Origin of the sequence: Pseudomonas sp. NPDC087029, assembly GCF_044745345.1 — a bacterium.
Lineage (GTDB): Bacteria > Pseudomonadota > Gammaproteobacteria > Pseudomonadales > Pseudomonadaceae > Aquipseudomonas > Aquipseudomonas faucium.
Window position 1 is genome coordinate 23945 of record NZ_JBIVAB010000010.1, and the last position, 26119, is coordinate 50063.

A 26119-nucleotide genomic window follows, 5' to 3' on the forward strand; every position below is an offset into this window, starting at 1 on the left:
AGCACATGTGCGGAATCACAGGCTGGGTGGACTACACCCGCGACCTGACCCAGGCCGGCCAGGCGCTCGATGCCATGACCGATACCCTGGCTTTGCGCGGGCCTGACGCCCGCGGCACCTGGCAGCACCGCCACGCCTTGCTGGGCCACCGGCGGCTGGCGATCATCGACCTCAGCGGTGGCGTGCAGCCGATGACTTACCGCTGCGCCAGTGGCGAGCACGTCACCCTGGTCTACACCGGCGAGGTCTATAACCACAATGAACTGCGTGAGCGGCTACGCAAGGCGGGCCACCAGTTCCATACCCGCAGCGACACCGAGGTGGTGCTGCACGCCTACCTGGAATGGGGCGAGCAGTGCTGCGAGCACTTGACCGGGATGTTTGCCTTCGCCGTGTTCGACGGGCGCGACGGGCACTTTCTGCTGGTGCGCGACCGCCTGGGGGTCAAGCCGCTGTACTACGCCCGGCATCAGCAGGGCGTGCTGTTCGGCTCGGAAATCAAGGCGATCCTCGCTCACCCGGAATTCACCCGCGCCCTGGACGTGGTGGGCCTGGTGGATGCCTTGAGCCTGTCGCGCGGCAGCGTGCGCACGGCGCTGCGCGGGGTCGACGAACTGCCTCCGGGGCATCGCCTGTCCTGGCGCCCCAATGGCCAGCCCAAGCTCAGCCGCTACTGGCAGCTGCAGCGGCGCGAGCATCAGGATGACCTGCAAACCACCGTGCAGCGCACCCGCGAGCTGCTGGGCAAGGCCCTGGGCGAGCAGCTGTACGCCGATGTGCCGGTCTGTTCGCTGCTCTCTGGCGGGCTGGACTCCACCGCCCTGACGGCCATGGCGCAACAGCGCCTGGCGGCCGCGCAAGGCGGCAAGGTCAATTCGTTCTCGGTGGATTTCGTCGGCCAGGCCGAGCAGTTCCAGGGCGATGCGTTCCGCCCCGAGCGCGACCAGCCCTACGCCCTGGCCGCCGCCGAGCACATCGGCAGCCAGCACCAGACCATCCTCATCGACAACCGCGAGCTGGTGGCCGAGGCGGCCCGCCTGGCGGTGTACCGGGCCAATGACTCGGCGGCCACCTTCGGCGACGTGGACACCTCGCTGTACCTGCTGTTCAAGGCCATCCGCGAGCATTCCACGGTGGCCATCTCCGGCGAGGCGGCGGATGAGGTGTTCGGCGGCTATGCCTGGTTCCGCGACCCGCAGGCCGTGGCGGCGCCGCGTTTCCCGTGGCTGTCGCGCATGCAGTTGCTGCAGCCGCAGCTGATCAACCCCGAGTTCAACCGCCTGTGCGACTTCGCCCAGTACCAGGACAGCTGCTACCACCAGGCGCTGGACAGCGTCGAGCACCTGGCCGGCGACAGCCCGCAGGAGCGGCGCATGCGCGAGCTGTGCCACATGCACCTGCAGCGCTGGCTGCCAATCTTGCTCGACCGCAAGGATCGCCTGAGCATGGCGGCCAGCCTGGAAGTGCGGGTGCCGTTTACCGACCATGAACTGGTGGAGTACGTCTACAACGTGCCCTGGGCGATCAAGGGCAAGGGCGGCGAGGAAAAGTGGCTGCTCAAGCAGGCCTGCGCCGACCTGCTGCCGCCGGCGGTGCTGCAGCGGCGCAAGAGCCCGTATCCGACCTCGGCCAACCTGGCCTACGAGCAGTTCCTGCGCGGGCAAGTGCGGCAATTGCTGGGGGAGGCGGGCAGCCCGGTGTTCCAGGTCATCGACCGGGCGCGCCTGGCGGCTGAACTGCAGCAGCCAGAGGGCTATTTCAATTCGCAACTGCGGCGCAACAACCTGGAGACGGCGCTGGCCCTGGCCACCTGGTTGCGCGATTACCGCTTAGCGGTGTAGCTCGGGCCGCTCGCTGCCATCCAGGATCACCGGGTTCTGGATGGTATCGGCGAAGCGCCGTGGCGCCCCCAGGTCGAGCATGGAAATGAAGCTGCCCAGGGCTGGGGAGGCATTCTGGATGTTCCAGTTCATGTACAGGCCCATGGTCGGCGTGGGCTGGTCCTTGATCGGCCGGATCGGGCGGAACTGCACGCGGTCGCGCAGGGTGGAGTAGGCAATCGACTCCGGCACCAGGGCAACCCCGAAGCCACAGGCCACCAGGCCGATGAGGGTGTGGATCTGCGCCGCTTCCTGGACCACCTTGGGGTAGAAACCGGCCGATTCGCACAGGGCGATGAGCTGGCTGTGGTAGCCGCTGCCCAGTGCCTGCGGGGTGAACACGAAGTCTTCTTCGGCGAAGTCGCGCAGGTCGACCATGCTGTGGTTGGCCTTGGGATGGCTGCTGGGCAGGGCCATGACGATCTGCTCGTTGAGCAGCAGGCGCGATTCGATGGTGTCCGGCGGCATGGGCAGCTTGCGCATGAAGCCGATGTCCGCCTCGCCGGCCATCAATGCCTTGGCCTGGGACGCCGACGGCATTTCGCGGATGGTTAGCCGCACGTTCGGGTAGATTTCGCGGAATTTCTTCAGGGTGTTGAGCAGCGACTCGTAGTAGGCGATGGAAATGGCGGTGATGGTCAGCTTGCCGCAGATGCCCTCGGAGACGTTGCGCGCGTACTCGATGCCTTGCTCGAGCTCCTTGAGCGTGCGGTAGGCGGTTTCCAGGAACGCCATGCCGGCCGCGGTCAGCTTGACCCCACGTTTGTTGCGCAGGAACAGGCTGAAGCCCAGCTTCTCTTCGAGTCGGTTGATCGCCTGGCTCAGGGGTGGCTGCGCCATGTGCAGGCGAATGGCTGCCTTGTGAAAGTGCAGCTCCTCGGCCACGGCAATGAACTGCCTGAGCAAACGTGTCTCGATCATTCTACGTTCCTTCATCGAGTCGAACGGGGGCCTGGAAGGCGAACCCCTGCGGCCGACCCTGCAAGGCGGCCATGATAGTGCGTGGCATCGCGGCGACAAAGCCTCTGCGGTAAACGGTGGTTGTAGGGCAATCACGGTACTGGCCGAGGTACGGCGGCAGGCGAGGGCAGACGTGATATCCCGGAGATATCAAAGTTGCATGCTTTTAATATTAAGTCATTGATTTTTTTATTGTTATCGTAAAAAGGAGAATCGGAAGAGCAGCACAATGCCAAGCACAGACCCTTTCAAGAACAAAGTTGCCATTGTCACCGGTGCTGCCCAGGGCCTTGGCCTGGATTATGCGGCGGCCCTGGCCGCACGCGGTGCCCGGGTGGTCATCAGTGACCTGGGCACCGATCGCTCCGGCGAAGGCCAGGATCCGGCGGCGGTCAGCGTGGCCCTGCAAACCCTGCAGGCCAAGGGCCATGAAGTGATCGCCCACGTCGGCCACCTGGAAAACGAAGACGAGTGCCAGCAACTGGTGGAGCTTGCCGTCAGCCACTTCGGCGCGCTGGACATCCTCATCCACAACGCCGGCTGGGTCGACTACCAGGGCATCGAAACCCAGGAGCAGGCGTTTCTCGAACGTGCCCTGGGCATCAGCGTGCATGCCCCGGTGTGGCTGGCCAAGCATGCCTGGAAGCACCTCAAGGCGTCTGCGGCGCCGCGCATCGTGCTCACTACCTCCGACCGCGCCATGTACCAGCGTTACGCGCAGCCTGGGCTGGTGGCCTATTCGGCGGGCAAGATGGCCCAGGTGGGCATCATGAATGCCCTGAGCATGGAGGGCCTGGCCCACGGCATCCTGGTCAACGCGATTTCGCCGGTGGCCAAGACCCGCATGTGGGGTGTGACCCTGCCGCCTGAAGAGCTCAAGCCCGAGTGGGTCACCCCGGGGGTGCTGTACCTGGCCAGCGAACTGTGCCGCGACACCGGTTACATCCTGCGTGCCAGCAACGGCCAGTTCACCGCCACCCGTTTTAGCGAGAACAGCGGCGTGAGCTACCCGCGCGACCTGGCGCGGGTCGAAGCCTCGAGCCTGGCCGAGGTGGCCGAGCGCTGGAGCAGCATCAAGGAATGCCATTACCTGCCGTACAAGGTCGCCAACACCCGCACCGACCTGGGCGAGAGCCCGGTCTGGGATGCCCGCAGCGGCGCCCTGTATTTCGTCGACATCACCGGCGGGCGCATCCACCGCCTGCAGCCGGAAGGCGAAATCGAGGTGCTGTACGAGTCTGCCGCGCGCATCGGCGCCCTGGCCCTGACCGACCAGGGCAACCTGATCTTCACCGAAGACGCCAGCGTCGCCATCCTCGATGTGATGCCGGGCAAGGTGCGCCAGTACTCGGCCTCGGTGCATCACCGCTCCAGCTACCGCTTCAACGATGGCGCCTGCGACCCCCAGGGGCGTTTCGTCACCGGCCTGATGGACGAGGGGCCAAGCGGCAAGACTGGTGCGCTGTTCCGTTTCGACGCCGAGTTGCACGACGAAGTGATCCACGATGGCCTGGCCTTGCCCAACGGCCTGACCTGGTCCGAGGATGGCAAGACCGTGTTCTTCGTCGATTCGGTCAGCCGCTCGATCTACCGCGCCGAGTACCTGGAAGAGGGCCGCCTGGAACAGGTCACGCTGTTCGCCGAGACCCCGGCCGAACTGGGCCGCCCTGATGGCATCGCGCTGGACCGTGAAGGGGGCTTGTGGGTGTGCCAGTTCAATGGCAGCTGCCTGCTGCGTTACGACCGCAACGGCCACCTCACCGACCAGGTGGTGATGCCCGTGCCGCGCCCGACCAGCTGCTGCTTCGGTGGCCCGGCCCTGGACACGCTGTACATCACCACCGCGCGCGTCGGCATGTCGCCGGCCGAGCTGCGGCACTACCCGGATGCCGGCGACCTCTACGCCATTCGCCCGGAAATCGGCGGCATTGAGCGCTTCGCCTTCAAGGAATGAGCTGTTGCGCGGGGCTGGCCGGTAGCACGGCCAGCTCGCCGAAGCGTTGCGCCGAGTCGATGTAGCGCAGCGCCGACTTGGCATCCTTCCAGCCCACATAGCTCATCAGCGACTTCAATTCCCAGCCGTTGGCCGTGGCCCAGGTGGCAAAGCCGCGGCGCAGGGAATGGCCGGTGTACAGCGCCGCCGGCACCCCGGCGCGTTCGAGCATGCGCCGCAGCAGGCCGACCAGGCTGTTGCTGTTGAGCGCGGCATCGCCCAGGTTGCCCCAGCGGTCGAGCTTGCGAAACACCGGGCCGTGGGCGATGCCGGCCACTTCGATCCACTGCAGGTAGGCGCTGACCGGGCACAGAGCCTTGAGCGCCGGCGTGCGGTGCTGCACGCCCAGCGCCTCGCGGTCGCCCTTGCTGCGCGGCAGGAACAGGGTGATGCCGACACCCGCTTGGGCCTGGATGTGCTCCACGCGCAGGCGCGCCAGTTCGTCCCCCCGAAAACCCCGCCAGAAGCCCAGCAGCAGCAAGGCCGCATCGCGCCGCGCGCGGCGCAGGGCGGGCAAGTCGTGCTGCTCGCGGGCCTGGCGCGCCTCTTCTTCGAAGCGTGCCACGGCGCTTTGCAGGTGCTGCAACAGCAGTGGCGCGGCCTGTTTGGGCGGGGTTGGGTGCAGGGTGCGGATGCCCCGCAGGACCTGGCGCACCAAGGGGGCCTTGGTCGGGTCGGGGAAGCCTTGGCTGATGTGCCACTGGCTGATCGCCGCCAGGCGTTGGCGCAAGGTGCTGACTGCGTGTTGTTCGGCGTGGTCGGCCAAATAGCGGGCGATGCTCTCGGCGGTGGCCGGCAGAAAGCCGCCCCAGTGCGCCTCGAAATGCTCGATGGCGGCCTGGTAGCTGCGCCGGGTGTTGTCACGGGTGGCGGCGCGGACGTAGCGCTCGATGTCGGTCATGGTGCTGGTGTCGGTGTGTGGTGGCGACACCTTAAACCCTGCAGGCGTTTCTGTCCTGGGCCTTATCGCCGGCAGCCGGCTCCCACACCGATCGCATGGGCACTGGAGATCGCTGTGGGAGCCGGCTTGCCGGCGATAAGGCATCACCCCGTCAGCGCGGCACTGCGGCATCCATCATCTGTTGCAGCGGCGCATATTCGGCCTTGCTCACCGGCACCAGGCCACTGGCATCCTGGGACGCGACGAACCCCGCCAATGCCTGGGGCTCTTCAAGCATCGCCTTGCGGATGCGTGCCTTCAGCGCCGGGCACAAGCCGGCGCTGAACACATAGGGGTCGTAATAGATCGGCTGCGAACGCCATAGCACCTTCAGCGCCGTCCCTGCCAACCCTTGCCGTGCCAGGAATGCATCCGCCCGCTCACTGGCCACGAAGGCGGCATCCACCCGGCCATCGAGCAGCGCCTGCAGCGCGTTGTCGTGGTTGCCGGCATACACCAGCGCAGCAAAGAATCGCGCCAGCGGCACGCCCACCTGCCGCGGGAACTCCATGTTCGGCACCAGGCTGCCGGAGGTGCTGGCCGGGTCGCTCAAGGCCACGCGCTTGCCGCGCAGGCGCTCCAGGTCATCAGGCTCATCGGCGCGGGTCAGCAGCAGCGCCTGGTAGTGGCTGCCCGCCGGCGTGAAGGGGCCTGCGCTCAAGGTAAAGGTGGCGAACGGCTCGATGCCGGGGTCTCGGCGCTGCGCCAGGACGTAGGAGGCCGGGCCCAGCCGGGCGATGTCGGCGCCGCCGGAAACGATGGCATCGACCACGCTTTCATAAGAAGCGGCAAGCACCAGCTCCACCGGCACTCCCGCCGCCTCGCTCAAGCGCCGCAGCAGCGGTTGGTGCTCGCGCACCATGTCCTGCGCAGCCTTGATCGGGATCACCGCCAGGCGCAGGCTGCGCGGGGTGCAGTCGGCCAGCGCGGGGCCGGCCAGGAGGCTGGCCAGCAGCAGCCCGGCCACGGCCTTCACAACACGCATGACTTTTCCTCGATGCCGTTGAAGGGCGGGTAGTCGCGCAACTGCGCCGGCGACAGCGGCCGGCTGAAGTGGTAACCCTGGGCGATGTCGCAGCCGGCCAGCTTCAGGCACACCACCTGCTCGCGGGTCTCGACGCCTTCGGCCACCACTTCCAGCCCCAGGCGCTTGGCCAGGATGATGGTCGAGGAGACGATCGGGCTGTCGTCGTAGCTGTTGGACAGCGGCGCAATCAGCGAGCGGTCGATCTTCAGCTTGCTCAACGGCAGCGACTGCAGGTGGGCGAAGCCGGCATAGCCGCGGCCAAAGTCGTCCAGGCTGATGCCCAGGCCCGCCGCGCGCAAACGCTGCAGGTGGTCGACGGCGGTGCCTTCCGGGTCGAGGATGGTGGTTTCGGTGATCTCCAGCTCCAGGCGCTGCGGGGCGATGCCGTGCAACTGCAGCTTGGCCAGCAGGCGCGTGCTGAAATCCGCCTGGCGCAGCTGCAGCGCCGACACATTCACCGCCAGGCGGCTGTCGCGGCCCTGGGCGGCCCAGCGGGCCAGCTCTTCGCAGGCCAGGCGCAACACTTCCCAGCCCAGCTCGATGATGAAGCCGCTGCGCTCGGCCAGGTCGATGAAACGGTCCGGGTAGAGCAGGCCGAACTCGGGGTGGTCCCAGCGCACCAGCGCTTCGTAGCCCAGCACGCGCTGGGTATCCAGGCGAATCTGCGGCTGGTAGTGGAGCACGAACTGGCGCCCGGCCAGGGCGCTGCCGAACGCCTGCTCCAGGGTAAAGGCCTGGATGTCGGATAGATTCAGCGACGGGTCGAAGAAGCGGTATTGGGCGCGCCCGGCCTGCTTGGCCGAATACATGGCGGCATCGGCGAAGCGGATCAGGCTGTCGATTTCCTGGCCATCGCGCGGGCAGATGCTGACGCCGACGCTGGGGCTGGTGTTGACCTCCTGGCCGTCGAGGGCATAAGTGGCCGAGAGCTTTTGCACCAGGCTGCGCACCCAGGCGTTTATCTGCTCTTCGCTGCGCTCGCCGGCCAGCAGCACGACGAACTCGTCGCCGCCGAAACGCGAGGCCTCGTCACCGGGCTCGAGCAGACGCTGGATGCGCCCGGCCACGGCCTGCAGCAGCAGGTCGCCGATCTTGTGCCCGAGCGAGTCGTTGATCGACTTGAAGCGGTCCATGTCGATGAACAGGATCGCCATCAGTTGGCGCTTGCCGCGCTGGCGGGTCAGGGCCTGGCCTGCCACTTCGACGAACTGGCGGCGGTTGTGCAGGCCACTGAGGTGGTCGGTGGCGGCGGCATGGCTGCTGCGCCGGTGCTCGTCCTCCAGGCGCCCGATCAGTTGCTGGTTGACCTGCTGGGCATGCTCCAGGGCGCTGAACGCCTCCTGGCGCTTGCGCAGCAGGCGCAAGGTCCAGGCGAGGCTTGCGAGAATCATCAGGGTCATGCTCAGGTTCAGCCAGAACTGGCGCGAGTAGGCAAGCGCGGACGGCCCGAGGATCTCGTCGTAGCGCTGGCTGACGACCACGCTGAAACCGCGCTCGGCAACGCGCCGGTACAGGCTCTGGTAGGCGTTGCCGGCGGCGTACTGGGTGAGCAGGCCGGAGGCGTTGTCGCTGCCCTGCAGGCCGGGTTCGAAGCTGTCGTCGGCCACCACCACGCCGCTGCTGTCGATGCGCAGGCGCTCCTCGCCGTCGTCCTGCAGCAGGCGCATCAGCCCGCTGCTGCCCAGGTCGATGTGTTGGAACAGCACCGCCAGGTAGCCGATGTCGACCTGCACCACGAGGATGTGGTCGACCTCGCGGCCCGGCAGGTTGGTCAGCGGCAGCAGGAACGGCAGGCGCCAGTTCGGCAGCGGGGCGGGGGTGTTGTCGGCGGCGATGCGCGGCAGCAAGGGTTTGAAGCCGTAGTGGGCAACGTGCAGGCTCAGTTGCCGCAGCCAGTCGGCCGGCAGCTGCGTGGCCTCGTCGCCGTGGCTGGCCGAGAGCAGCCGGCCCTGGCGGTCGTACAGGCTCATGCGCTTGAACACCGGGTCTTCGGCGAGCAGGCGGGCCAGGCTCAGGTTGTCCTGGCGCAGTACCTTCATGTCCTCCTGGGTCACGCGGCCCACGGCCTGGGCGCGGTCGACCAGCTGGCGCAGGTTCTCGGCAACCACGCTGGCCAGGTTCAGGTGCTCGGCGGCCTTGGCCGACAGCGCATCCTGGCGCGCGGCCGCCTTCTGGCTGAAGTACAGCCCCCAGAGGAAGGTCAGGGTGGCGGCACACAGCATCAGGATCAACAGGCGCAAAAGGCCAGTAGAGGAGAGCGAACGGCGTATCACTGCTGGTATTCCCGACCCTGGGTAGTGGCCGAAAAAATACGACAGGCAGATGACAGGCTCATGACTGGTGGCGATTTGCCTCTAGGGTTTTCCCCGGTCTGCCAGCGGCGCCTGGAGCCGGGCGGTTTCTTCCTGCAGGTAGCTGAGCAGGGCGCTGACCTCGGCGTCGCCCAGGCGCATGTTGGGCATGGCCAGGCGCTTGTACTGCTCATAGAGCAACGTTGCCAGCGGGTCTTTTTCGGCCAGCATCCGGTCTGGCTCCTTCAGCCAGCGCGCCAGCCAGCCGGGCTCACGTTGCGCCGTCACCCCCAGCAGGTCGGGGCCAAGGACGGGTTGCCCGGGCTCGCTGTTGCCCACCGTATGGCAGGACGAGCAGCGGGTGCGAAAAATCTGTTCGCCGCTGCTGGGTGGGCGGATTTGCGGGGCATCGGCGTAGTCGTTGGGGGTGGCGCTGGCCTGCTTCCAGTTGTGCAGGCTGTTGCCCAGCCGGTCGGCGAGGATGTACGGGCTTTCGAAGGGTGAGGCCTTCATCCAGCGGCCGGTGGCCTGGTTGCCGATGATCAGGCTCAGGTTGTGGTCTTTCGAGCGGCCGTTTTCCAGGCCGTCTATGTACAGGCCCAGGCGCCGGCGCAGCTGTTCGATGTCTTCGGGCTTGCCCGTGAGCAGGGTCCAGCCGGGGCCGATGGCGAACTTCTCGGCATAACGCTTGAGGGTGGCCGGTGTGTCGTTGTAAGGGTCGATGCTGATCGAGTAGAAGAAAATGTCCTTGCCCACGCGGTCGCCGAGAATCTTCTGCACCTGGCGCAGGCGCGCGGTTTCCACCGGGCAGGAATCGGCGCAGCCGGTGAAGATGAAGTTGATGGCCACCACCTTGTCTTTTATCAGGTCGTCGTAGAAACGCACCTGCTGGCCGTCCTGGGTCACCAGCGGGGTGTTGGGGAAGTAGTTGCCGCCCCAGGGCGTGGCGGCTTGGGGCGGGATCTGCGGCTGGGCGCAGAGGGCCGGTTGCAGCGGCCAGTAGTGCGTGCTGGCCGCAAACAGGGAGAGTGCGAGCAGAACACGCCATGCGCCGGTCATGATGCAGTCCTCTTCAGGGTCTTCAGGGCTTGCCGGCGATAGGCCGCTAAGCGGCCCGCCGTCACTTCACGCTGATGGGTACGGTCACGCTCTGGCCCAGCGCCGACTTCACGGTCACTGTCGCAGCCGGTGCATTGCCGTTGGTCGTCGCCGACAGCCGCCACCGTGCGCCGCTGGTGGCTGCAGTGAGGGTCGCCGTACCCAGCGCCAACGGCCCGCTGCTGGTGTTGGCCGTGACACTGATGCTGTTGCCGGTGGCCACCGAGGTGGTACCGGAAAGGTCCCAGGTGTAACGGCTGTTGCTACGCACCTGCACCGTGGCACTGCTGACCTGCACATCATCCTTCGCCACTGCCGGGCCAACCGCGATGTTCACCGTGGCCGGTACCCGCGACTCGGCGCCCTTGGCGTCGCGCGCCGAGTAGTTGAAGCTGGCGGTGAACGGCGTGGCGACCGTGGCCGGTGGGGTATAGGTCACCAGGGTGGCGTCGGTGCTGACCGAGCCTTGCCCGGAGTCCGGCTGGCTGAGGCCACTGACGGTCAAGGGCAGGTTGCGCTCGGGGTCGCTGTCGTTGGCCAGCACATTCAGCACGATCGGCTTGCCCGCCGTGGTCGCGGCCGTGTCGTTCACCGCCACCGGCGGCTGGTTGCTGGCATCGTCGCCACCGCTGTTGCTGCCGGCGCTACGGAAGGTCGGCAGGCCCACCGAGGCCATGTATTGCACGCCATCCCAACCGGGTAGCGGGGTCGGCATCACCTGGAACTGGCCAGGGTGCTCGATGTCCCAGCGCAGCAGCATCGAGGAGTCTTCATGCTGGGTGTTGTGGCAGTGCTCCATGTAGGTGCCGGCGAACTCGCGAAAGCGGATGGCCATTTCCACGTCCTGGGATGAGTCGGCGTCTGGGCCGATGCGGTAGACGTCCTTGCGTGCCCATTTTTCCCACTCCGGCGGCGCCTTGCCGTCGCGGCTGAGTATCACCCCTTCCTCGAAGTGCACGTGCACCGGATGGCTCCAGCCATTGCCGCCGTTCTTGATCTTCCACACTTCCAGGGTGCCGTCGCCGCTGAAGCCGCCATCGGTGGCTTCGCTCGAGAGCTTCGCCGCGGCGGTGATGCGCCGGGGGTCCATGCTGTAGCCAAAACCGCCGTCGGTCTTGATGGTCCAGGGCGCGCTGTCGGTGCCGTCGGAGCGGCCGAAGATGAACTCGCGGTGGCGGGCGGCCTTGAGCCTGTCCTTGTCGGCAGCAGCGTTGCGGTCGATGGTCAGCGGGATCATCTTCAGGCCCTCGGCCTTGCCCGGCTTGGCCGGCTCGTAGGCACTGGGGTCCATGGCCAGGTCCTGGCCGCTGTAGGGCTGTACCCACAACTGCATGAACTTGCCGACCACCGGGTCGCCCTTGTCCCATTCAGGCCCGTTGCTGGTCTGCTTGATCACCGCCTTGTACTTCTCGGAGAGCACATCGGCCAGCGAAATCACCTGCTTCGGGCCTTTGCCGGTGTCGTGCTCCATCAGGTTGACGAAGTACAGCTTGTCGCCCGGTTGGATGCCGTGCTTGGCGAAGTTGATGATGATGTCGTAGCGCTCGGCGATGCCTTGCAGGGGCAGGATGGCGTTGTTGTCCTGCAGGTTGCCGTCGCCGTTGAGGTCCATGCTGCCGTCGAACGGGATGGCGTGTTCCATGATGTTGCCGTCGTTGGCGATCAGGTGGAACGGCACCCGCGCATAGGACAGGTTGGCGCCAGGCGGCCCCTTGAATTCGCCACTGTTGCCGGCGATTTCACGCACCACGGCAAACTTGAAGTAGCGCGACACCGAGCCGTTGAGGATGCGAAAGCGGTAGCTGCGCGCGCGCACCTTGAGTTTGGGCTGGTACTGCCAGTTGACCAGGATCTGGTCGCCGAGAAAGCCATCGGTGTTGAACGGGTTGAACCACAGCTGGCCGTTCTGATCCCAGGCCTTGTCGGCCACCACCAGGTTGACGTCGTAGTCGCGGTTGCCCCAGGGCATGCCGGCGCCGCTGGGAAAGCGCAGGTTGACGCCGTCCTGCAGGGCTTCGTTGCCACGGTCCAGGGCACTGTAGTAGTTCATCATCGCCGCGTTGCCCTTGTAGACGTTCTGTGCGGTGAAATCCAGCATGTGGTCGTGGAACCAGTGAGTGCTCATGGTTTCGCGCCAGTCGCCACGAATCTTGATGCTGCCGTTTTCGCACGTCTTGATGCCGGGCGCGGCATCATTGACATACAGGGTTTCGCCGGGCGCGCAAGGGAAGGCCGCGCGGGGGTCCTGGGCGCGGCTGTTGATGGTGTCGTAGCCCGCCAGCTGCACCGGCCAGCGGTAGTCGTAATACTGGCCGGGGAAGAAGTAGGCGTTGGCAAACCCATCGCTCTCGGCCGGGGAATGGCCGTTGTGCTCGTGGGTGGAGAGGGTGTGCAGGCCGAAACCTGCGTTGGCCGCCGGGTCGATCGGCAGCGCGTTGTAGTGGCGCATGAGGACCGGCTGGCCATAGCGCACCATCAGCAGCTTGGGTGGGAAGGTGCCGTCGAAGGTCCACAGCGACTTGTGGTTCTGCTGCGGAAAGTTGGGGTGAAAGCGTGGGTCGATGCCCTTGGTGGTGCCGATGGTGGTGGGGATATCGGAGGTTTGGTAATACAGCCCGCCCGGCCCGAACTCGCCCACGGCATAGTTGTGCAGCTGCTTGCGATCACGCAGCCCCTGGTTGATGCGGGCACCGGCCTGCGCGGTCTTGAACGCCGCCTGGGGGTAGAACTCGTTCCAGCGTTGGTGCGACCAGCCTTTTCCGGGTGGCCGGCCTTCGGCCGGCGAGCCCACCGAGTTACGGTTGAGAAACAACTCGATCTGCGCCTTCCACGGGTTGCGGTCGAGCACGTTGGCGTATTGGCTCGGGAAGGGGTACAGGCCCGGTTGCTTGAGGAAGGCTTCCAGGGCGTTACCGTTCGGGCTGCTGCGGGCGATTACATCCGGGTCCTGGGCGGGCGCCGCGCCCAGGGTCGGCACCGGGAACGTCAAACTCGGTGGCGGCAGGGCGGGGTCGAGGCGTTCCGGGCCGAACTCTTCGAACAGCAGCAGTAGCTGGGTGAACGGCTGGGCGCCAAACAGCGGGCTGGGCTTGCCGTTGGTGGGATAGTTGCGGGAGGTTTGCAGCGCGGGTGGCAGCACGTTGTCGACACGGTTGCTGGCGCGGTCGCCGTAGGCGCCGTTCTGGAGTTCCAGCGAACCCTCGTTGGCCTCGGGCAGGGTGAAGAGCTTGAGCAGGGCCGGGTTGGGGTCGGTGGGTTGGTCGTCGTAGTGCGAAGGGTCCGTAGGCGCGGGCTCGCTCACGTCGTCCAGCGAAGAGGCCCTGGCGCAACCCAGGCCCAGGCTGATCACCAGTGCCGCGGCTGCAGTCGATTTGAAGGCGTGGTGCGTGCTGTGGAAGGTGGCATGTCTTTTCATTGCCGGATGCCTCATTCGCAACGTAATGGCTAAGTGCCATCAATGGCGTATTGCCCCTTTCCAAGGGCTTGAGCAACGGCTGTGCCAATTGCGATGTCGGTAATGCTTTGTCATACAAAACCAGGCAAAACCTCAGGCGCACCAAACAATGGGGTGTCAACGATTGGGGATTGGCCCCCGCAAATGGGGTGGGCGAGGCCCAGTTTCGGTGGGCCCTTAGCCATTTTTGAAACAGGGGCAGAGGGAAATGATGCTTGGCGCGCTGGCCAACCTGCTGTATATCTGCTGGCCACCAAGGGGAGCCCGGCAGAGGGCTGAGAAACCGCTGACAAGCGCGGTGACCCTTCGAACCTGATCCGGATCATGCCGGCGAAGGGATGGGACTGCCGACCTGCCTTTTTGCCGGCCTCACTGCGAGGCCGCTTCATGCCCAACCCGAACGGTCTCGCTGTCACCCCCATGGAGGACAGCATCTTGACCGAACGCTTCAGCGAAACCCTGCGTCGCCAGAACCAGCCAACCTGGTCGGCCGCCGTTGGCCACCGCTTCGTCACCGAGCTTTGCGACGGCAGCGTGGCCGACCCGATCATGGTCCGCTACCTGGTCCAGGACCACCGCTTCATCGACAGCTTCGTGACCCTGCTCGGCGCCGCCATCGCCACGGCCGACACCTTCGACGCACGCCTGCGCCTGGGCCGCTTCGCCGGCATGATCTGCAGCGACGAGAACACCTACTTCCTGCGCGCCTTCGAGGCCCTGGACGTGAGCCCGGCGCAACGCACCGAGCCGAAGGACACTGTGCCCACCGCAGGCTTCAAGGCGATCATGCGCGAAGCGGCCGCCACCCGTTCCTACGCCGCCGCTCTGGCTGTGCTCAACGTCGCCGAAGGGCTGTACCTGGACTGGGCACTCAAGGCGCCCAAGCCGCTGCCGGCCAATTTCGTCCACGCCGAATGGATCACCCTGCACGACAACCCGGCGTTTGCCGATTTCGTCGCCTTCCTGCAAGCGGAACTGGACCGGGTGGGCCCACAGGAAGCTGAACTGAGCCGCGATTTCTACGCGCGCAGCGTGGCGCTGGAACTGGCCTTCTTCGACGCCATCTACGAGGAGCACGCTTGACCATGGATATCTTTGCACGCCTGAAAGCGGCCGCCGCGCCGCAATGGGCCAGCTACGTCGACCACGATTTCGTCCGCCAGATGGGCGAGGGCACCTTGCCGGAAGCGGCGTTCCGTACCTACCTGGTGCAGGATTACCTGTTCCTCATCCAGTTCGCCCGGGCCTGGGCGCTGGCCGCCTACAAAAGCCGCCTGCCCGCCGATATCCGCGCCGCCCAGGCCGGCCTTGCGGCCATCCTCGATGAAACCGAACTGCACCTGCGCCTGTGCGCCCGCTGGGGGCTGACCCAGGCCGATATCCAAGCGGCGCCGGAGCACCAGGCCACCGTCGCCTATACCCGCTACGTGCTGGACTGCGGCGCCGCGGGCGATCTGCTCGAACTGCACGTGGCGCTGGCGCCCTGCGTGATCGGCTACGCAGAAATCGGCCAGGCCCTGACCGAGCAGATCGGCGACCTGGGCAACCACCCCTACCGCGAATGGATTGGCGAGTATGCCGGCGAGGCATACCAGGGCGTGGCCGCTGCAGCCCGCAAGCACCTCGATGAGCTGGCAGCGCGGAGCATGACCGAGCAGCGCTTCGTCGACCTGGCCGCGATTTTCGGCCAGGCATCGCGCCTGGAAGCGGACTTCTGGCAGATGGGCCTGGACCACAGCTGATGTAATGCCTGGGCTGCACCTATGCTTTGAGCACTCGATGGACAAGCCAGGGAGAAACCTGATGGCCACAGTGCTCATTGCCGACGCCATGCCGATCGTGCGCAGCGCGTTGCGCAGCCTGTTGGCGGACATGGGGCATGGGGATGTGCAGGAAGCGGCCGACGTGCCCACGGCACTGACCCTGGCACGGCAGTGCAACCCGCACCTGGTGATCCTGGAACTCGCCTTGCCCGGGCCAGGCGGCCTGGATTTGCTGCGCCGCCTGCGCGCCCGCGATGCCAGCCACAAGGTGCTGGTCTACAGCCAGCAGAACCCGGCGCACTTCGCGCCGCTGTGCTTCAAGGCCGGCGCCAGTGGTTTCGTCGGCAAGCACGAGGAGGTGGCCAGCCTGCGCAAGGCGATCGCCGATGTCTTGGCCGGCCGCGGCCATTTTGCCCGCGAGTACATGCAGCCGGGCGGCAGCAGCGAGCTGGACAACCTCACACCCCGCGAGTCGGCGGTGTTGCAGTTGATCGCCGAAGGGCGCTCGAACCTGCGCATTGCCGAACAGCTGCGCATCAGCTTCAAGACCGTCAGCACCTACAAGGCGCACCTGTTGGAAAAGCTCCACGTCAGCTCCAATGTGGAGCTGGCCGAAATTGCCCGGCGCAACGGCCTGGTGGCGGGCCAGCAGGCCGGCGGGGCGACGACCGCCGAGGCGCTTCCGGCGGAGTTGGGCCTGTTGCGCAACCTGGTGGATGCCGCGCCCAACCCCATGTTCGTGCGCACCACCGAGGGCCGGCTGCTGTTTTGCAACCAGCCTTTTCTCGATTACTACCGCCTCACGGCCGAAGAAGCCTTGGGCTCGGGGTTCGCCGAGGCCCGCTGGTTTTCCCCGGCCGTGCGCAAGACCTTGCCCGAAGGCTTCGCCCGCATTGCCCTCGAAGGTGCGCCGTTGGCCCTCACCACACGGGTAGAGATTTTTGGCCAAGCCCGGGTGATTCACTACTGGATGGTGCCGTACCGCGACAGCCAGGGGCATGCCTGCGGCGTGCTGGGCGGTTTGCAGGACATCACCGACAGCGAAGGGCAACTGGTGACGTTGCGCGACCAATGGCTCGCGGCCCAGGCCCAGGCAAAGCAACAGGCAGATTTCTATCGCGCGTCACTGAGCGAGCTGGCGCAGAACGTTGCTGCACTGGCCTTGCATCCCGCTACCCCTGGGCTGTCCAGCCTCACCAACCGCCTGCAGCGGCTGCAGCGTCAGGAGCATGCCGGTACGCCGCATGCGCAGGTCTGTGACCTGCCAGCGTTCATCGGCCGCTGCCTCATCGGCCACCCACAGTCACTGTTGGCCGTGCGGCGCATCGATACCCAACGCGTGTGGTTGGACACCGAAGCCTTCAGCGACTGGATGAACACAGCCATCGGCCTGTTTCGGATCGACGCCGAGAACCCGGCCTGGATCTACCTGGACATGTGCGTGCGTGGCCAGGGCCAGGTTCAGGCGCGGCTGGAGCTGACCGGGCAAGCCGGGCCGCAGAGCGTCATCGACTTCAACCATTGCCAGCGCGTGGCGCAGTACCTGCAGGGCAACTTCGCCCACGGCTGTCATGAACAGCAGCTGGCGCTCGAGCTGGAACTGAACCTGCCCCAGGCGGGCGGCATTGAGGAACAACTCTGATGGCGGCTTCAGGAGGACTCTGAGTTCTTTCCCGCCAGGGCTCCAATAGCCTGTGTGCAACTCGAAACCTTTCAGGAGTTGCCACCATGATCCGCCATTCGCACCGCTCCACCCACTGCCGCCCGGGCGTACTTTGTGCGCTGGCCCTGGCCGTGTGCCTCGAAGCTGGCCTGGCCCTGGCCGAACCTGCCGCTACCGCGCAACCTTCGCCGCCACCAAGCCCGGCAGCCCAGCCGCTGGTGCTGCAGGCCCATGCACGCCTGCTCGACGGTGACCTCGGTGGCGCCCAGGCGCTGCTGGTGCAAGCGGGCGCGCAAGGGCAGGGCGGCAACCGCGCCCTGGCCGAACAGGCCTTCATCGAAGATGCCAACGGGCGCCACATGCGCGCCCGGCAGTTCTACGACGCCCTCAAGGGCAGCGACCAGGCGCAGGTCATCGCCCTTTCATCGGCGGTGAACCTGGCTGAACTGGGCCGGTTCGACGCGGCGCGCAAGGCCTTCGAGCAACTGCGCCTGCAGGCCACCAGCGCCCAGGTCAAAGGCTACGCAGGCCTGTGGAACCTGTGGCTGGCGGCGCGCACCGCCAGCGATGCCGGGCTCAAGCCTGCGGCCATCCGTGCTCGCCTGCAGAAACAGGCGCAAGCGATCAAGCCCGCTACCGCGCCGCAGCGCGCGCTGCTGGCCCTGTACCAGGGCAAGTCGGACATCTCGGCAGTGTTCGCCGGTATCGACGAACTGCAAGCGCCCGATGCCGTGAAGCGCGACCTGCGCACCGAAGCAGGGCTGTTCGCCGGTGGCTACCTCGACTATGTGCGCCAGGACCACGGCAGTGCGCTGCGCGCCTATGAGCGCGCACTCCAGCAGTCGCGCCCCAGTGCACTCGAGCGCCCGCTGCTGATCCAGACCAGCCGCGCCTTGCAGCTGTCTTCGCGCTGATCCATTCCCCCCTTTGTTGCCTTCCTACTCAGCCCAGGGTTCAGCCCTGGCGGGAGCTCATCATGAACAGGATTTATCGTGTTGTATGGTCCAGAGCCCAGCATTGCTGGTGTGTAGCCTCCGAACACGCCCGCAGCGCCGGCAAGGCCGCTCGCGCATTCGCGGTGCTTGGCCTGTGTGCCTTGAGCGGGCTGTGCGCGGTGAATGTGCAGGCGCAAGAGAGCGACCCGGCCCCGATCACCTTCGCCGGCAACGCTGGCTCGGTGGACAGGAAACCCGGCGATACCCTCGCCATCCAGGGCGCTGCGCTGAGCGCCGGCAGCTACTCGGGCAACAACCTGAAGACCGAAGTGGACTCAGCTGGCACCCTGCAACTGCAACTGGCCGACAACCTCGTGCTCGATTCGGTGAGCCTGGGCGATACCTGGGTAGCCAGCTACGGCCTGACCATCGCCGGCGGCCCCAGCGTGACCCTTGGCGGCATCGATGCCGGCGGCCAGAAGGTCAGCAATGTGGGTGCAGGCGATATCAACGCCGGCTCCCTGGACGCGGTCAATGGCGCGCAACTGGCGGCGACCAACCAGCAGCTCAGCAACGTCACCGAGAGCATCGGCAACGGCAGCATCGGCCCGGTGCAGCGCACCGGCACCGACCAGCTGTCGCTGATCGCGGCGGGCGGCGATGCCTATGCACCGGGGGCTGCGCAGGTGCTCAACAACGTGGCCAACGGCGGGGTCTACCAGACCTCCACCGATGCCATCAACGGCTCGCAGTTGTATACCCTGGCCAACGCTACTGCCAATGGGCTGGGCGGCGGCGCTGCGGTCAACCCGGACGGCTCGATCTCCGCGCCCAGCTACAACCTCGATGGCACGCAGGTGAACAACGTGGGCGATGCCGTTGCCAACCTCGATGGCCGGGTGACGTACAACGCCGCCAACATTTTCGCCCTGCAGCAGGACGCGCTGCAGTGGAACCCGTCGCTCGACGCCTACGATGCCAGCCACGGCACCCCTTATGCGCAGAAGATCACCCAGGTGGCTGCCGGTGATGTCGACGCGCTCTCCACCGACGCGGTCAACGGCTCGCAACTGCACGCCACCAACCAGCAGGTGGAGCAGAACACCACTGCCATCAGCAACGTCACCAGCAACATCAACAACATCAGCAACGGCACCCTTGGCCCGGTGCAGCGCACCGGTACCGACCAGCTGTCGCTGATTGCCAGTGGCGGCGAGGCCTATGCGCCGGGCGCCGCGCAAGTGCTGACCAACGTCGCCGCAGGTGCGCTGACCGATTACTCCACCGATGCGGTCAATGGTTCGCAGCTCAATGCGACCAACCAGCAGGTGGATGGGGCCGTGACCAAGGTCACCCACCTCGACAACCGCGTGACCAACGTGGAAGGCAATGTCGAGAACATCTTCAACCAGGGCACCAAGTACTTCCACGCCAACTCCACCGGCACCGATGCGTCGGCCACCGGCGCGGACGCGGTCGCCATCGGCATGGGCGCCACTGCCAGCCATGGCGGCAGCGTCGCGCTGGGGGCCGGGGCCGTTGCCAATGGCAGCAGCCTGGGCCAGCAGGCCTACCTGGTGGGTGGTACGGCCATGGGCGAGGTCAACATTGGCAACCGCCGCCTTACCGGGCTGGCAGCCGGCGCCGAGGACACCGATGGGGTCAACGTCGCCCAGCTCAAAGCCATTACCAGCGGCGCGGTCGCTGACGCGGTGATGTACGACGACAGCAGCCACGGGCGCATCACGCTGAGTGGCAGCCCCTATAACAGCCTGAGCAAAACGGGCGGCAGCAAAATCACCAATGTCGCCCGCGGCGAGGATGACAGCGATGCGGTGAACCTGTCCCAGCTCAACGAGACCAACCTGCGGGTCACCAACATCGACGGGCGCGTGACCGCAATCGACAACACCATCACCACCCTCAACAACGGCGGCGGGATCAAGTACTTCCACGCCAACTCGAGCCGGCCCGACGCGGTCGCCAGCGGTGCCGACGCCGTCGCGGTCGGCCCCGGCGCCCAGGCCAGCGGCAAGGGTTCGCTGGCCATGGGCGACAGCGCCAGTGCCACGGCCGATGGCAGCGTGGCCCTGGGCCAGGGCGCCAGTGACAGCGGCCGCGGTGCACAGCGCTACACGGGCAAGTATTCCAACGCCGCCAACGCCACTGCCGGCACCGTGTCGGTGGGCAATGCCGCGACCGGCCAGACGCGCACCTTGAGCAACGTGGCCGATGGCAAGGAAGCCCTTGATGCCGTCAACCTGCGCCAGCTCGATGGCGCGGTCACGCAAGCCAAGCAGTACACCGACGACTCCATCCACAACGTCAACAGCGAAATTGCCAACGTCACCAGCAATGTGAGCCACCTGGACAACCGGGTCGGCCAGGTCGAGGGCAACGTGAGCAATGTGCAGAACGGCGCCGACGGCATGTTCCAGGTGAACAACACCAGCCAGCAACCCAAGCCACGCCCCACGGGCGTCGATGCGGTAGCCGGCGGGGCGGGCGCGCAGGCCTCCGGCGCCAACAGCGCGGCCATCGGCACGCGCTCGCACGCCAGTGGGCGCAACGCCACGGCGCTGGGCAACAACGCCCAGGCCCAGGCCGACAACTCGGTCGCGCTGGGCGCCAACTCGGTGGCCGAGCGCGCCGACAGTGTTTCGGTCGGCAGCGCCGGCAACGAGCGGCAGATCACCCATGTGGCGGCGGGCACGGCGGCGACCGATGCGGTGAACGTCAAGCAGCTGCAGCAGAGCATCGGCGGCTTTGCCGACCAGTTCTACGACTACTCGGATGCGCGCTACAACGCCCTGCGCCACGACCTGAAGAAGCAGGACGACATCCTCAGCTCGGGCATTGCCGGCGCCATGGCCATGGCCACGCTGCCACAGCCTTACGCGCCGGGCGCGAGCATGGCGGCCGCCGGGGCTGGCAACTACCGCGGGCAGAGTGCAGTGGCGATCGGCGTGTCGAAGATCTCCGACAGCGGCAAGTGGGTGACCAAGCTGCAGGGCAGCACCACCAGCCAAGGTGACACCGGCGTGGCGGTCGGCATCGGCTACCAGTGGTGAGGCGTCAGCGCGCGGGTGCGTCCTGGCGAATGAATGCATTGGCCAGGCGCATCAGCGCAATCAGCACGAACCCCACGATGATGCCTTCCAGGCGCACCAGCCCGGGCTCCGGGCTGGCATGCAGGTAAGCGTCGGGCACCATCACCACCAAATACACCAGGGAAAACTGGGTGCCTGCATAGGCAAACGGGCGGTTGCTGTTTTCGATATGCCTGCCCAGCATCACGCCGATGCACATCATCAAGGTCATCGCCAACCAGTTGGTCCCGATCAGCCACAGGGCCAGGCCCGCGCAAGCGGCGCCTGCCGCGCAGCCGACCAGCCGGTGGATGTTGCGGGTGGCGACGACGCGGCTGCCAGGCAGCAGGGCCGCAGGCGGCACCATCATCACCGCCATGATGGTGATCGCGGCCTGGCTCAGGCCATCGACCCCAAGCCAGCGCCCCAGCAGCGGCAGCAATGCCAGCGCCACGCCAGCCTGGGCCACATGGCGCAGGGTGTAGCGGTCGATGCCGCCGCTGGCCTTGGCCGGCTCCGGGCTCACGCCAGCCAGCTTGCCGGACCACGCACGCCGGACGGTCTGGCCTGAAAGCAAGGCGACGAACCAGCAGGCCACCGTGCCGCAGGCGACTTCCTCGATACGCGTCCTGGCGAAGTGCTGCACCGCATCGGCGTTGCCACTGTTGAACGCCGAAAGGGTGACCATGGCGAACGTCAGCCCGGTGAACAGCCAGGCATAGCCATGCGCCTGGCGGATCGCGCACAGCAGTGTGCCAGCGCCGACCAGGCCGATCACCAGCCCCAGCCAGTGGCCGGGCAGGCCGACATGAGTGACCAACAGCATCGCCGCCATGGCGCCTGCTGCCGTGCCGATGATTCTCAAGCCACCGCGATAGACGCTGTCGTGCAGGCTCGAGCGCATCACCATGTAGCCGCTGAACGCCGCCCAGCCAACGTTCTCCACGTTCAGGTAGTGGGCCATGGCAATGGCCAGCAGTACCGAGATCAACGTCTCCATCTCGTCCAGCAGGCGCTGGGGGAGGCGTTCGGGGGTGACGAACTCGGCGCGAATGCCTTGCCAGAAGTGGACCAGGCTGCGCCAGGGTGAAGGCCGGTCGAGCATGCGTTTGATCCTGCCAATCCTCAAGCGTGCAGGGATGACCTTAGCAGGCGGTGTCGTACCGAGTTGATGCATTCCAGTCCGGCTTTCGAGCGCTTAAGCACTTAACATGCGATAAGCCGTGATTATTCAATGTGAGAAATACATTGATCGGCGCTTCGGAAACGATCAAAATACACCTGTAATTACATAATACGTATCCTGGTACGAAATCGTAGGAGCAAGGCATGGCCCGGGGCGGTATCAACAAGGCGGTAGTGCAGCAGGCGCGGCAAGTGCTGATCGCCCGCGGCGAACACCCAAGCATCGATGCGGTGCGTATCCAATTGGGTAATACAGGCTCGAAAACCACCATCCACCGCTATCTCAAGGAGCTGGAGGTGCTCAAGCCCGCTGCGCTGCAGGGCGTAGACGCGCTCAGCGAGCCGTTGACCAAGCTGGTGGCGCAACTGGCAGCGCAGTTGCAGGAGGAGGGCGACGCTCGCATCGAGCAGGCAGAGGCGGCGTTCGAGCAGCAGCGCGAACAGCTCGATGCGCAACTGCAACTGGCGCAGCAGGCGTTGGCGGCGGCCAACCAGCAACAGCAGATCCAGGCCCAGGCCCTGGCTGCCGAATCGGAGCGCCTGGCCGCCACCCACAGCACGCTGCAGGCCGAGCAACTGCGCAGCGCCAGCCTCAACCAGGCGCTGGGCGAGTTGCAGGTGCGCCTGGCCGACAAGGACGAGCAAGTGCGCTCGCTGGAGGAAAAACACCGCCACGCCCGCGATGCCCTGGAGCACTACCGCAGCGCCAGCCGTGAACAGCGCGAGCAGGATCAACGGCGCCACGAAACCCAGGTTCAGCAGCTTCAGGTCGAACTGCGCCAGTTGCAGCAGGGCATGATCGTCAAGCAGGACGAACTCACCCGCCTGCACCGCGACAACGAGCGCCTGCTTGGCGAACACCGCCAGGCCAGCAGCGAGCGCGAGGTGCAGGAGCAGTTGCTGGAGCAGCGCGATGCGCAGATCCAGGGCTTGCGCACGATCCTGGCCCAGGCCCAGGGCGCCAGCGAAGAAATGCGCCGCCAGTTGCAGGCCCAGGAGCAGAGCCTGGAGCACCAGCGTGGCCTGAGTTCAGAGCAGGGGCGCCAGCTGCAATACCTGCAGGACGAGCTGCGCAAGCGCGATGAGTCGCTCAAGGCCTGCCGTGCCCAGCTGGCCGAAGGCAAGGCGGCCGGCAAGGGGCAGTGAACGCTGGGCGTTGCCGTTGAACGATGCGCCGCGCCAACGCTCACACCTTCAAAGGTTGCCGAAGGAGCAAGGCCATGAGCATCGAACGCAGCATCCCCGAGCTGGAGGCGTGGTATGCCCAGTACGATGACGCCAGTTACCGGCGTGAATCCCCGGATGCCTACCACCACGACCTGGTGCGCACCGCCGAAGCCTTGCGCGACGACGGCGCCATCGACTGGGACGATTGGCTGGCGCTCAAGGCCCTGGCCGACCAGGCCCATGGGCGCGCACTGGAAGAAGCCGTGCAAGCCCACGTGGACGACCCCGACGCATGAAAGCCCTGCGCATCGCCACCTTCAACATCAATGGCATCCGCAGCCGGCTACCGGCGCTGTTGGCATGGCTTGAAAAGGAAAAGCCCGACATCGCCTGCCTGCAGGAGCTCAAGGCGGCGGACGCGCAATTCCCCCGCGAGGCGATCGAGGCCGCAGGCTATGGTTGCCTGCACCATGGCCAACCCTCGTGGAACGGGGTCGCCATCCTGGCGCGCGACACCCAGCCGCTGGAAGTGCGCCGGGGCTTGCCGGGCCTGGAGGAAGACAGCCAGAGCCGCTACCTGGAGGCCGCCGCCCACGGCGTATTGGTCGGCTGCCTCTATTTGCCCAACGGTAACCCGCAACCCGGCCCCAAGTTCGACTACAAGCTGCGCTGGTTCGAATGCCTGATCGCCCACGCCCGCGCGCTCTACGGCAACGGGCACCCGACGCTGCTGGCCGGCGACTTCAATGTGGTGCCCACCGACTTCGACATCTACAACCCGCGCTCCTGGCTCAAGGACGCGCTGCTGCAACCCGAGTCGCGCCAGGCGTTCCAGGCATTGCTCGAGCAGGGCTGGGTCGACGCCATCCGCCACCTGCACCCGGACGAGCGTGTCTATACGTTCTGGGATTACTTTCGCAACCACTGGGCGCGCAACGCCGGGCTGCGCATCGACCACCTGCTGCTCAATCCGCAACTGGCGCCGTACCTCAAGGCTGCCGGGGTGGACGCTTGGGTGCGCAATGAAGCCAAGGCCAGCGACCATGCGCCGGTGTGGATCGAGCTGGGCACGCGCAAGCAGCGCTGAAGCTGGCGCTCAGCCCAGCACCAGGCGCATTGCGCAGCGGCCCTTAAGGCCATGCGCGCGCTCGTCGGCCAGGCGCGCGCGCAAGGTGGCGCCAAGCTGGTCGTGGGCAATCACTTCAAAGCCGTAACGGCTATAGAAAGGCGCATTCCACGGCACATCGGCGAAGGTGGTCAGGGTCAGTTCCCGCAGCCCTCGGTGGCGGGCAGCCGCCACCGCCTCATCCAGCAGACGCCGGCCGATGCCTTGGCCCTGGGCCTGCAGGCGCACGGACAGTTCTTCGACATGCAGCGCCTGGCCCTGCTGGCTGGCGCAGAGAAAGCCCAGCGCCTGGCCCAGGGCAGCTTGCGCCACCCAGCTGCAGCCGCTGTCGATGAACCTCTGGTGGGCATCCTCGCCCAGCACCTCGGCGTCGGCCAGCCAGGCCAGCTCCGGGCGTTGGGCGAAGGCGTGCGCGGCAGAGCGCTCGATGGCCATCAGCTGGGCAATATCGTCGTGGCGGGCAGGGCGTACATGCATTGCGGCTTCCTTAATCCGGGGTCATTTCCAGCGGCTGCAACTGCCAGCGCACCGAACTCACGCCTTTCTCCAGGCTCACCCGGCTCACCAGGCGCTCCAGCAGCGCCGGCGCCTGCGGGTTGCCCAGCAGCTCGGCGCGCACTTCCAGGCGCGCCGGGTTGGGCAGGTCTTCGCTGAGCAGCGACTGCAGGCGCAAGTCCGGGTCGCCCAGGCTGTGCAGCATCAGGCTGCGCACCTGGATCTCGTCTTCGGCGCGGCAGACGATGCGCACCTCGAAGCGCTGTTCCACCTCGCTGGCAGGCAAGACCTCCTGGCGATCCAGGCGCTGGGCGATATCGCGCAACAGGATATTCGCGCACAGCACCACCAGGCTACCCAAGCTCGCCTCCAGCAGCAGGCCCAGGCTGCACAGCACGCCGACCGCGGCGGTGCACCAGAGGGTGGCGGCGGTGTTCAGGCCGCGCACGTTGAAGCCGTCGCGCATGATCACGCCGCCGCCGAGAAAGCCGATACCGGACACCACATAGGCGGCAACCCGTGAGGCATCGGTGGGGGCCATGCCCGGCACGGCCTGGGTCATCAGCACGAACAGGCAGGCGCCGGTGCTGACCAGCGCGTTGGTGCGCAGGCCCGTGAGGCGCTGGCGCAGTTGGCGTTCGGCGCCGATCAGGGCACCGAGCAGCAGGGCGATGCTGACTCGCAGCAAAAAGACTTTCCAATCCATAGCAAACCTCTTGCGCGGGCAAATGCCCGCTCGAACGCCACAGCAAGGGCGCGGTTCAAAAAAACCAGAAATGCGCAGGACCACGAAGGGAAGAGGGGGAATGCAGCCGCAAGGGGCTGGGGGTGAATTCCACCGTCTGGCCGAAGGCGAGACAGTGGCAGAACGCCGCCGGACTAGCTCGCCGAGTGGGCCTGTCGCAAGCGACTGGGGCTACTGTCCAAAGCAGGGCTCCTGTTCAGGGATGAAAAATTGCGACGCGGACCATACGCCCCGCGGCCGCAGGGGTCAAGGGTAAAAAGATGACAATGGCTTCATCGGCAAGCGCCCTGCAACCGGTCACGCCTGCA

Annotated in this window: 19 protein-coding genes, 1 pseudogene and 1 riboswitch; of the genes and pseudogenes, 11 read left to right on the forward strand and 9 right to left on the reverse strand. The window is 66.3% G+C overall.

Features of this window, described 5'->3' with window-relative positions; translation table 11 throughout:
* Window positions 1-5 precede the first annotated feature (5 nt).
* Window positions 6-1841 carry an asparagine synthase (glutamine-hydrolyzing) gene (gene asnB, locus ACIPG5_RS16850; protein ID WP_401376445.1) on the forward strand — a complete coding sequence of 612 codons (1836 nt, stop codon included), beginning with the start codon at window positions 6-8 and terminating at the stop codon, window positions 1839-1841.
* Here asnB and ACIPG5_RS16855 read toward each other — a convergent pair.
* Window positions 1830-2801: a LysR family transcriptional regulator gene (locus ACIPG5_RS16855; protein ID WP_176511111.1), complete on the reverse strand. Its 972-nt coding sequence runs from the start codon at window positions 2799-2801 to the stop codon at window positions 1830-1832. The genes asnB and ACIPG5_RS16855 overlap by 12 nt on opposite strands.
* Window positions 2802-3069: 268 nt before the next feature.
* On the opposite strand from ACIPG5_RS16855, the pseudogene ACIPG5_RS16860 reads away from it, so the two are divergent.
* Window positions 3070-3675 (forward strand): annotated as a pseudogene (locus ACIPG5_RS16860) (SDR family NAD(P)-dependent oxidoreductase); the annotation flags it as partial.
* 9 nt (window positions 3676-3684) lie between these two features.
* Window positions 3685-4794, forward strand: coding sequence for an SMP-30/gluconolactonase/LRE family protein (locus tag ACIPG5_RS16865; RefSeq protein WP_373874185.1), 1110 nt, complete (start codon window positions 3685-3687; stop codon window positions 4792-4794).
* Here the strand turns inward: ACIPG5_RS16865 and ACIPG5_RS16870 are convergent.
* From ACIPG5_RS16870 to ACIPG5_RS16890, 5 genes are all read right to left on the reverse strand, one after another.
* Entirely contained in the window at window positions 4784-5764 is a 981-nt protein-coding gene (locus tag ACIPG5_RS16870; RefSeq protein WP_401376448.1) for a site-specific integrase, read from the reverse strand. The two genes, ACIPG5_RS16865 and ACIPG5_RS16870, sit on opposite strands and share 11 nt — an antisense overlap.
* Window positions 5765-5885: 121 nt before the next feature.
* Window positions 5886-6758, reverse strand: a complete 873-nt coding sequence (locus tag ACIPG5_RS16875) for a phosphate/phosphite/phosphonate ABC transporter substrate-binding protein (RefSeq protein ID WP_401376450.1) — start codon at window positions 6756-6758, stop codon at window positions 5886-5888.
* The gene (locus tag ACIPG5_RS16880) at window positions 6746-9073 is read right to left on the reverse strand and encodes a bifunctional diguanylate cyclase/phosphodiesterase (RefSeq protein WP_176511115.1); all 2328 of its coding nucleotides are present in this window, start codon (window positions 9071-9073) and stop codon (window positions 6746-6748) included. The genes ACIPG5_RS16875 and ACIPG5_RS16880 overlap by 13 nt, the downstream gene beginning before the upstream one ends.
* Window positions 9074-9154: 81 nt before the next feature.
* On the reverse strand, window positions 9155-10150 hold the full coding sequence (locus tag ACIPG5_RS16885) for an SCO family protein (protein WP_401376453.1): 996 nt from the start codon (window positions 10148-10150) through the stop codon (window positions 9155-9157).
* Window positions 10151-10211: 61 nt separating this feature from the next.
* Window positions 10212-13604, reverse strand: a complete 3393-nt coding sequence (locus ACIPG5_RS16890; RefSeq protein WP_401376455.1) for an Ig-like domain-containing protein — start codon at window positions 13602-13604, stop codon at window positions 10212-10214.
* Between the two features lie 285 nt (window positions 13605-13889).
* Window positions 13890-13999, forward strand: a riboswitch (TPP riboswitch).
* A 79-nt stretch (window positions 14000-14078) separates the two neighbouring features.
* On the opposite strand from ACIPG5_RS16890, the gene ACIPG5_RS16895 reads away from it, so the two are divergent.
* From ACIPG5_RS16895 to ACIPG5_RS16915, 5 genes are all read left to right on the forward strand, one after another.
* A complete protein-coding gene (locus tag ACIPG5_RS16895; protein WP_286914666.1) occupies window positions 14079-14726 on the forward strand; it encodes a TenA family protein in 648 nt (215 codons plus the stop codon).
* 2 nt (window positions 14727-14728) lie between these two features.
* Entirely contained in the window at window positions 14729-15385 is a 657-nt protein-coding gene (tenA, locus tag ACIPG5_RS16900) for a thiaminase II (protein ID WP_176511119.1), read from the forward strand.
* Between the two features lie 61 nt (window positions 15386-15446).
* Window positions 15447-17048 (forward strand): response regulator, encoded by a 1602-nt coding sequence (locus ACIPG5_RS16905; protein ID WP_401376459.1) that lies wholly within the window; start codon window positions 15447-15449, stop codon window positions 17046-17048.
* 86 nt (window positions 17049-17134) lie between these two features.
* Window positions 17135-17983 (forward strand): hypothetical protein, encoded by an 849-nt coding sequence (locus ACIPG5_RS16910; RefSeq protein WP_401376462.1) that lies wholly within the window; start codon window positions 17135-17137, stop codon window positions 17981-17983.
* Between the two features lie 62 nt (window positions 17984-18045).
* Window positions 18046-21075: a YadA-like family protein gene (locus ACIPG5_RS16915; RefSeq protein WP_401376465.1), complete on the forward strand. Its 3030-nt coding sequence runs from the start codon at window positions 18046-18048 to the stop codon at window positions 21073-21075.
* Window positions 21076-21079: 4 nt separating this feature from the next.
* On the opposite strand, the gene ACIPG5_RS16920 is transcribed toward ACIPG5_RS16915, so the two are convergent.
* Window positions 21080-22198 (reverse strand): FUSC family protein, encoded by a 1119-nt coding sequence (locus ACIPG5_RS16920; RefSeq protein ID WP_401376467.1) that lies wholly within the window; start codon window positions 22196-22198, stop codon window positions 21080-21082.
* 224 nt (window positions 22199-22422) lie between these two features.
* On the opposite strand from ACIPG5_RS16920, the gene ACIPG5_RS16925 reads away from it, so the two are divergent.
* The 3 genes from ACIPG5_RS16925 (at window position 22423) to xth (ending at window position 24532) form a co-directional block, all read left to right on the forward strand.
* The gene (locus ACIPG5_RS16925) at window positions 22423-23424 is read left to right on the forward strand and encodes a DNA-binding protein (protein ID WP_401376470.1); all 1002 of its coding nucleotides are present in this window, start codon (window positions 22423-22425) and stop codon (window positions 23422-23424) included.
* Window positions 23425-23498: 74 nt separating this feature from the next.
* Complete coding sequence (locus tag ACIPG5_RS16930) at window positions 23499-23741, forward strand: hypothetical protein (protein ID WP_236235896.1); 243 nt, start codon at window positions 23499-23501, stop codon at window positions 23739-23741.
* A complete protein-coding gene (gene xth, locus ACIPG5_RS16935) occupies window positions 23738-24532 on the forward strand; it encodes an exodeoxyribonuclease III (protein WP_176511124.1) in 795 nt (264 codons plus the stop codon). The genes ACIPG5_RS16930 and xth overlap by 4 nt, the downstream gene beginning before the upstream one ends.
* A 9-nt stretch (window positions 24533-24541) precedes the next feature.
* Here the strand turns inward: xth and ACIPG5_RS16940 are convergent, their stop codons facing one another.
* A complete protein-coding gene (locus tag ACIPG5_RS16940; protein WP_401376473.1) occupies window positions 24542-25048 on the reverse strand; it encodes a GNAT family N-acetyltransferase in 507 nt (168 codons plus the stop codon).
* 10 nt (window positions 25049-25058) lie between these two features.
* Window positions 25059-25772 carry an MgtC/SapB family protein gene (locus ACIPG5_RS16945; protein WP_176511126.1) on the reverse strand — a complete coding sequence of 238 codons (714 nt, stop codon included), beginning with the start codon at window positions 25770-25772 and terminating at the stop codon, window positions 25059-25061.
* Window positions 25773-26119: the final 347 nt, after the last annotated feature.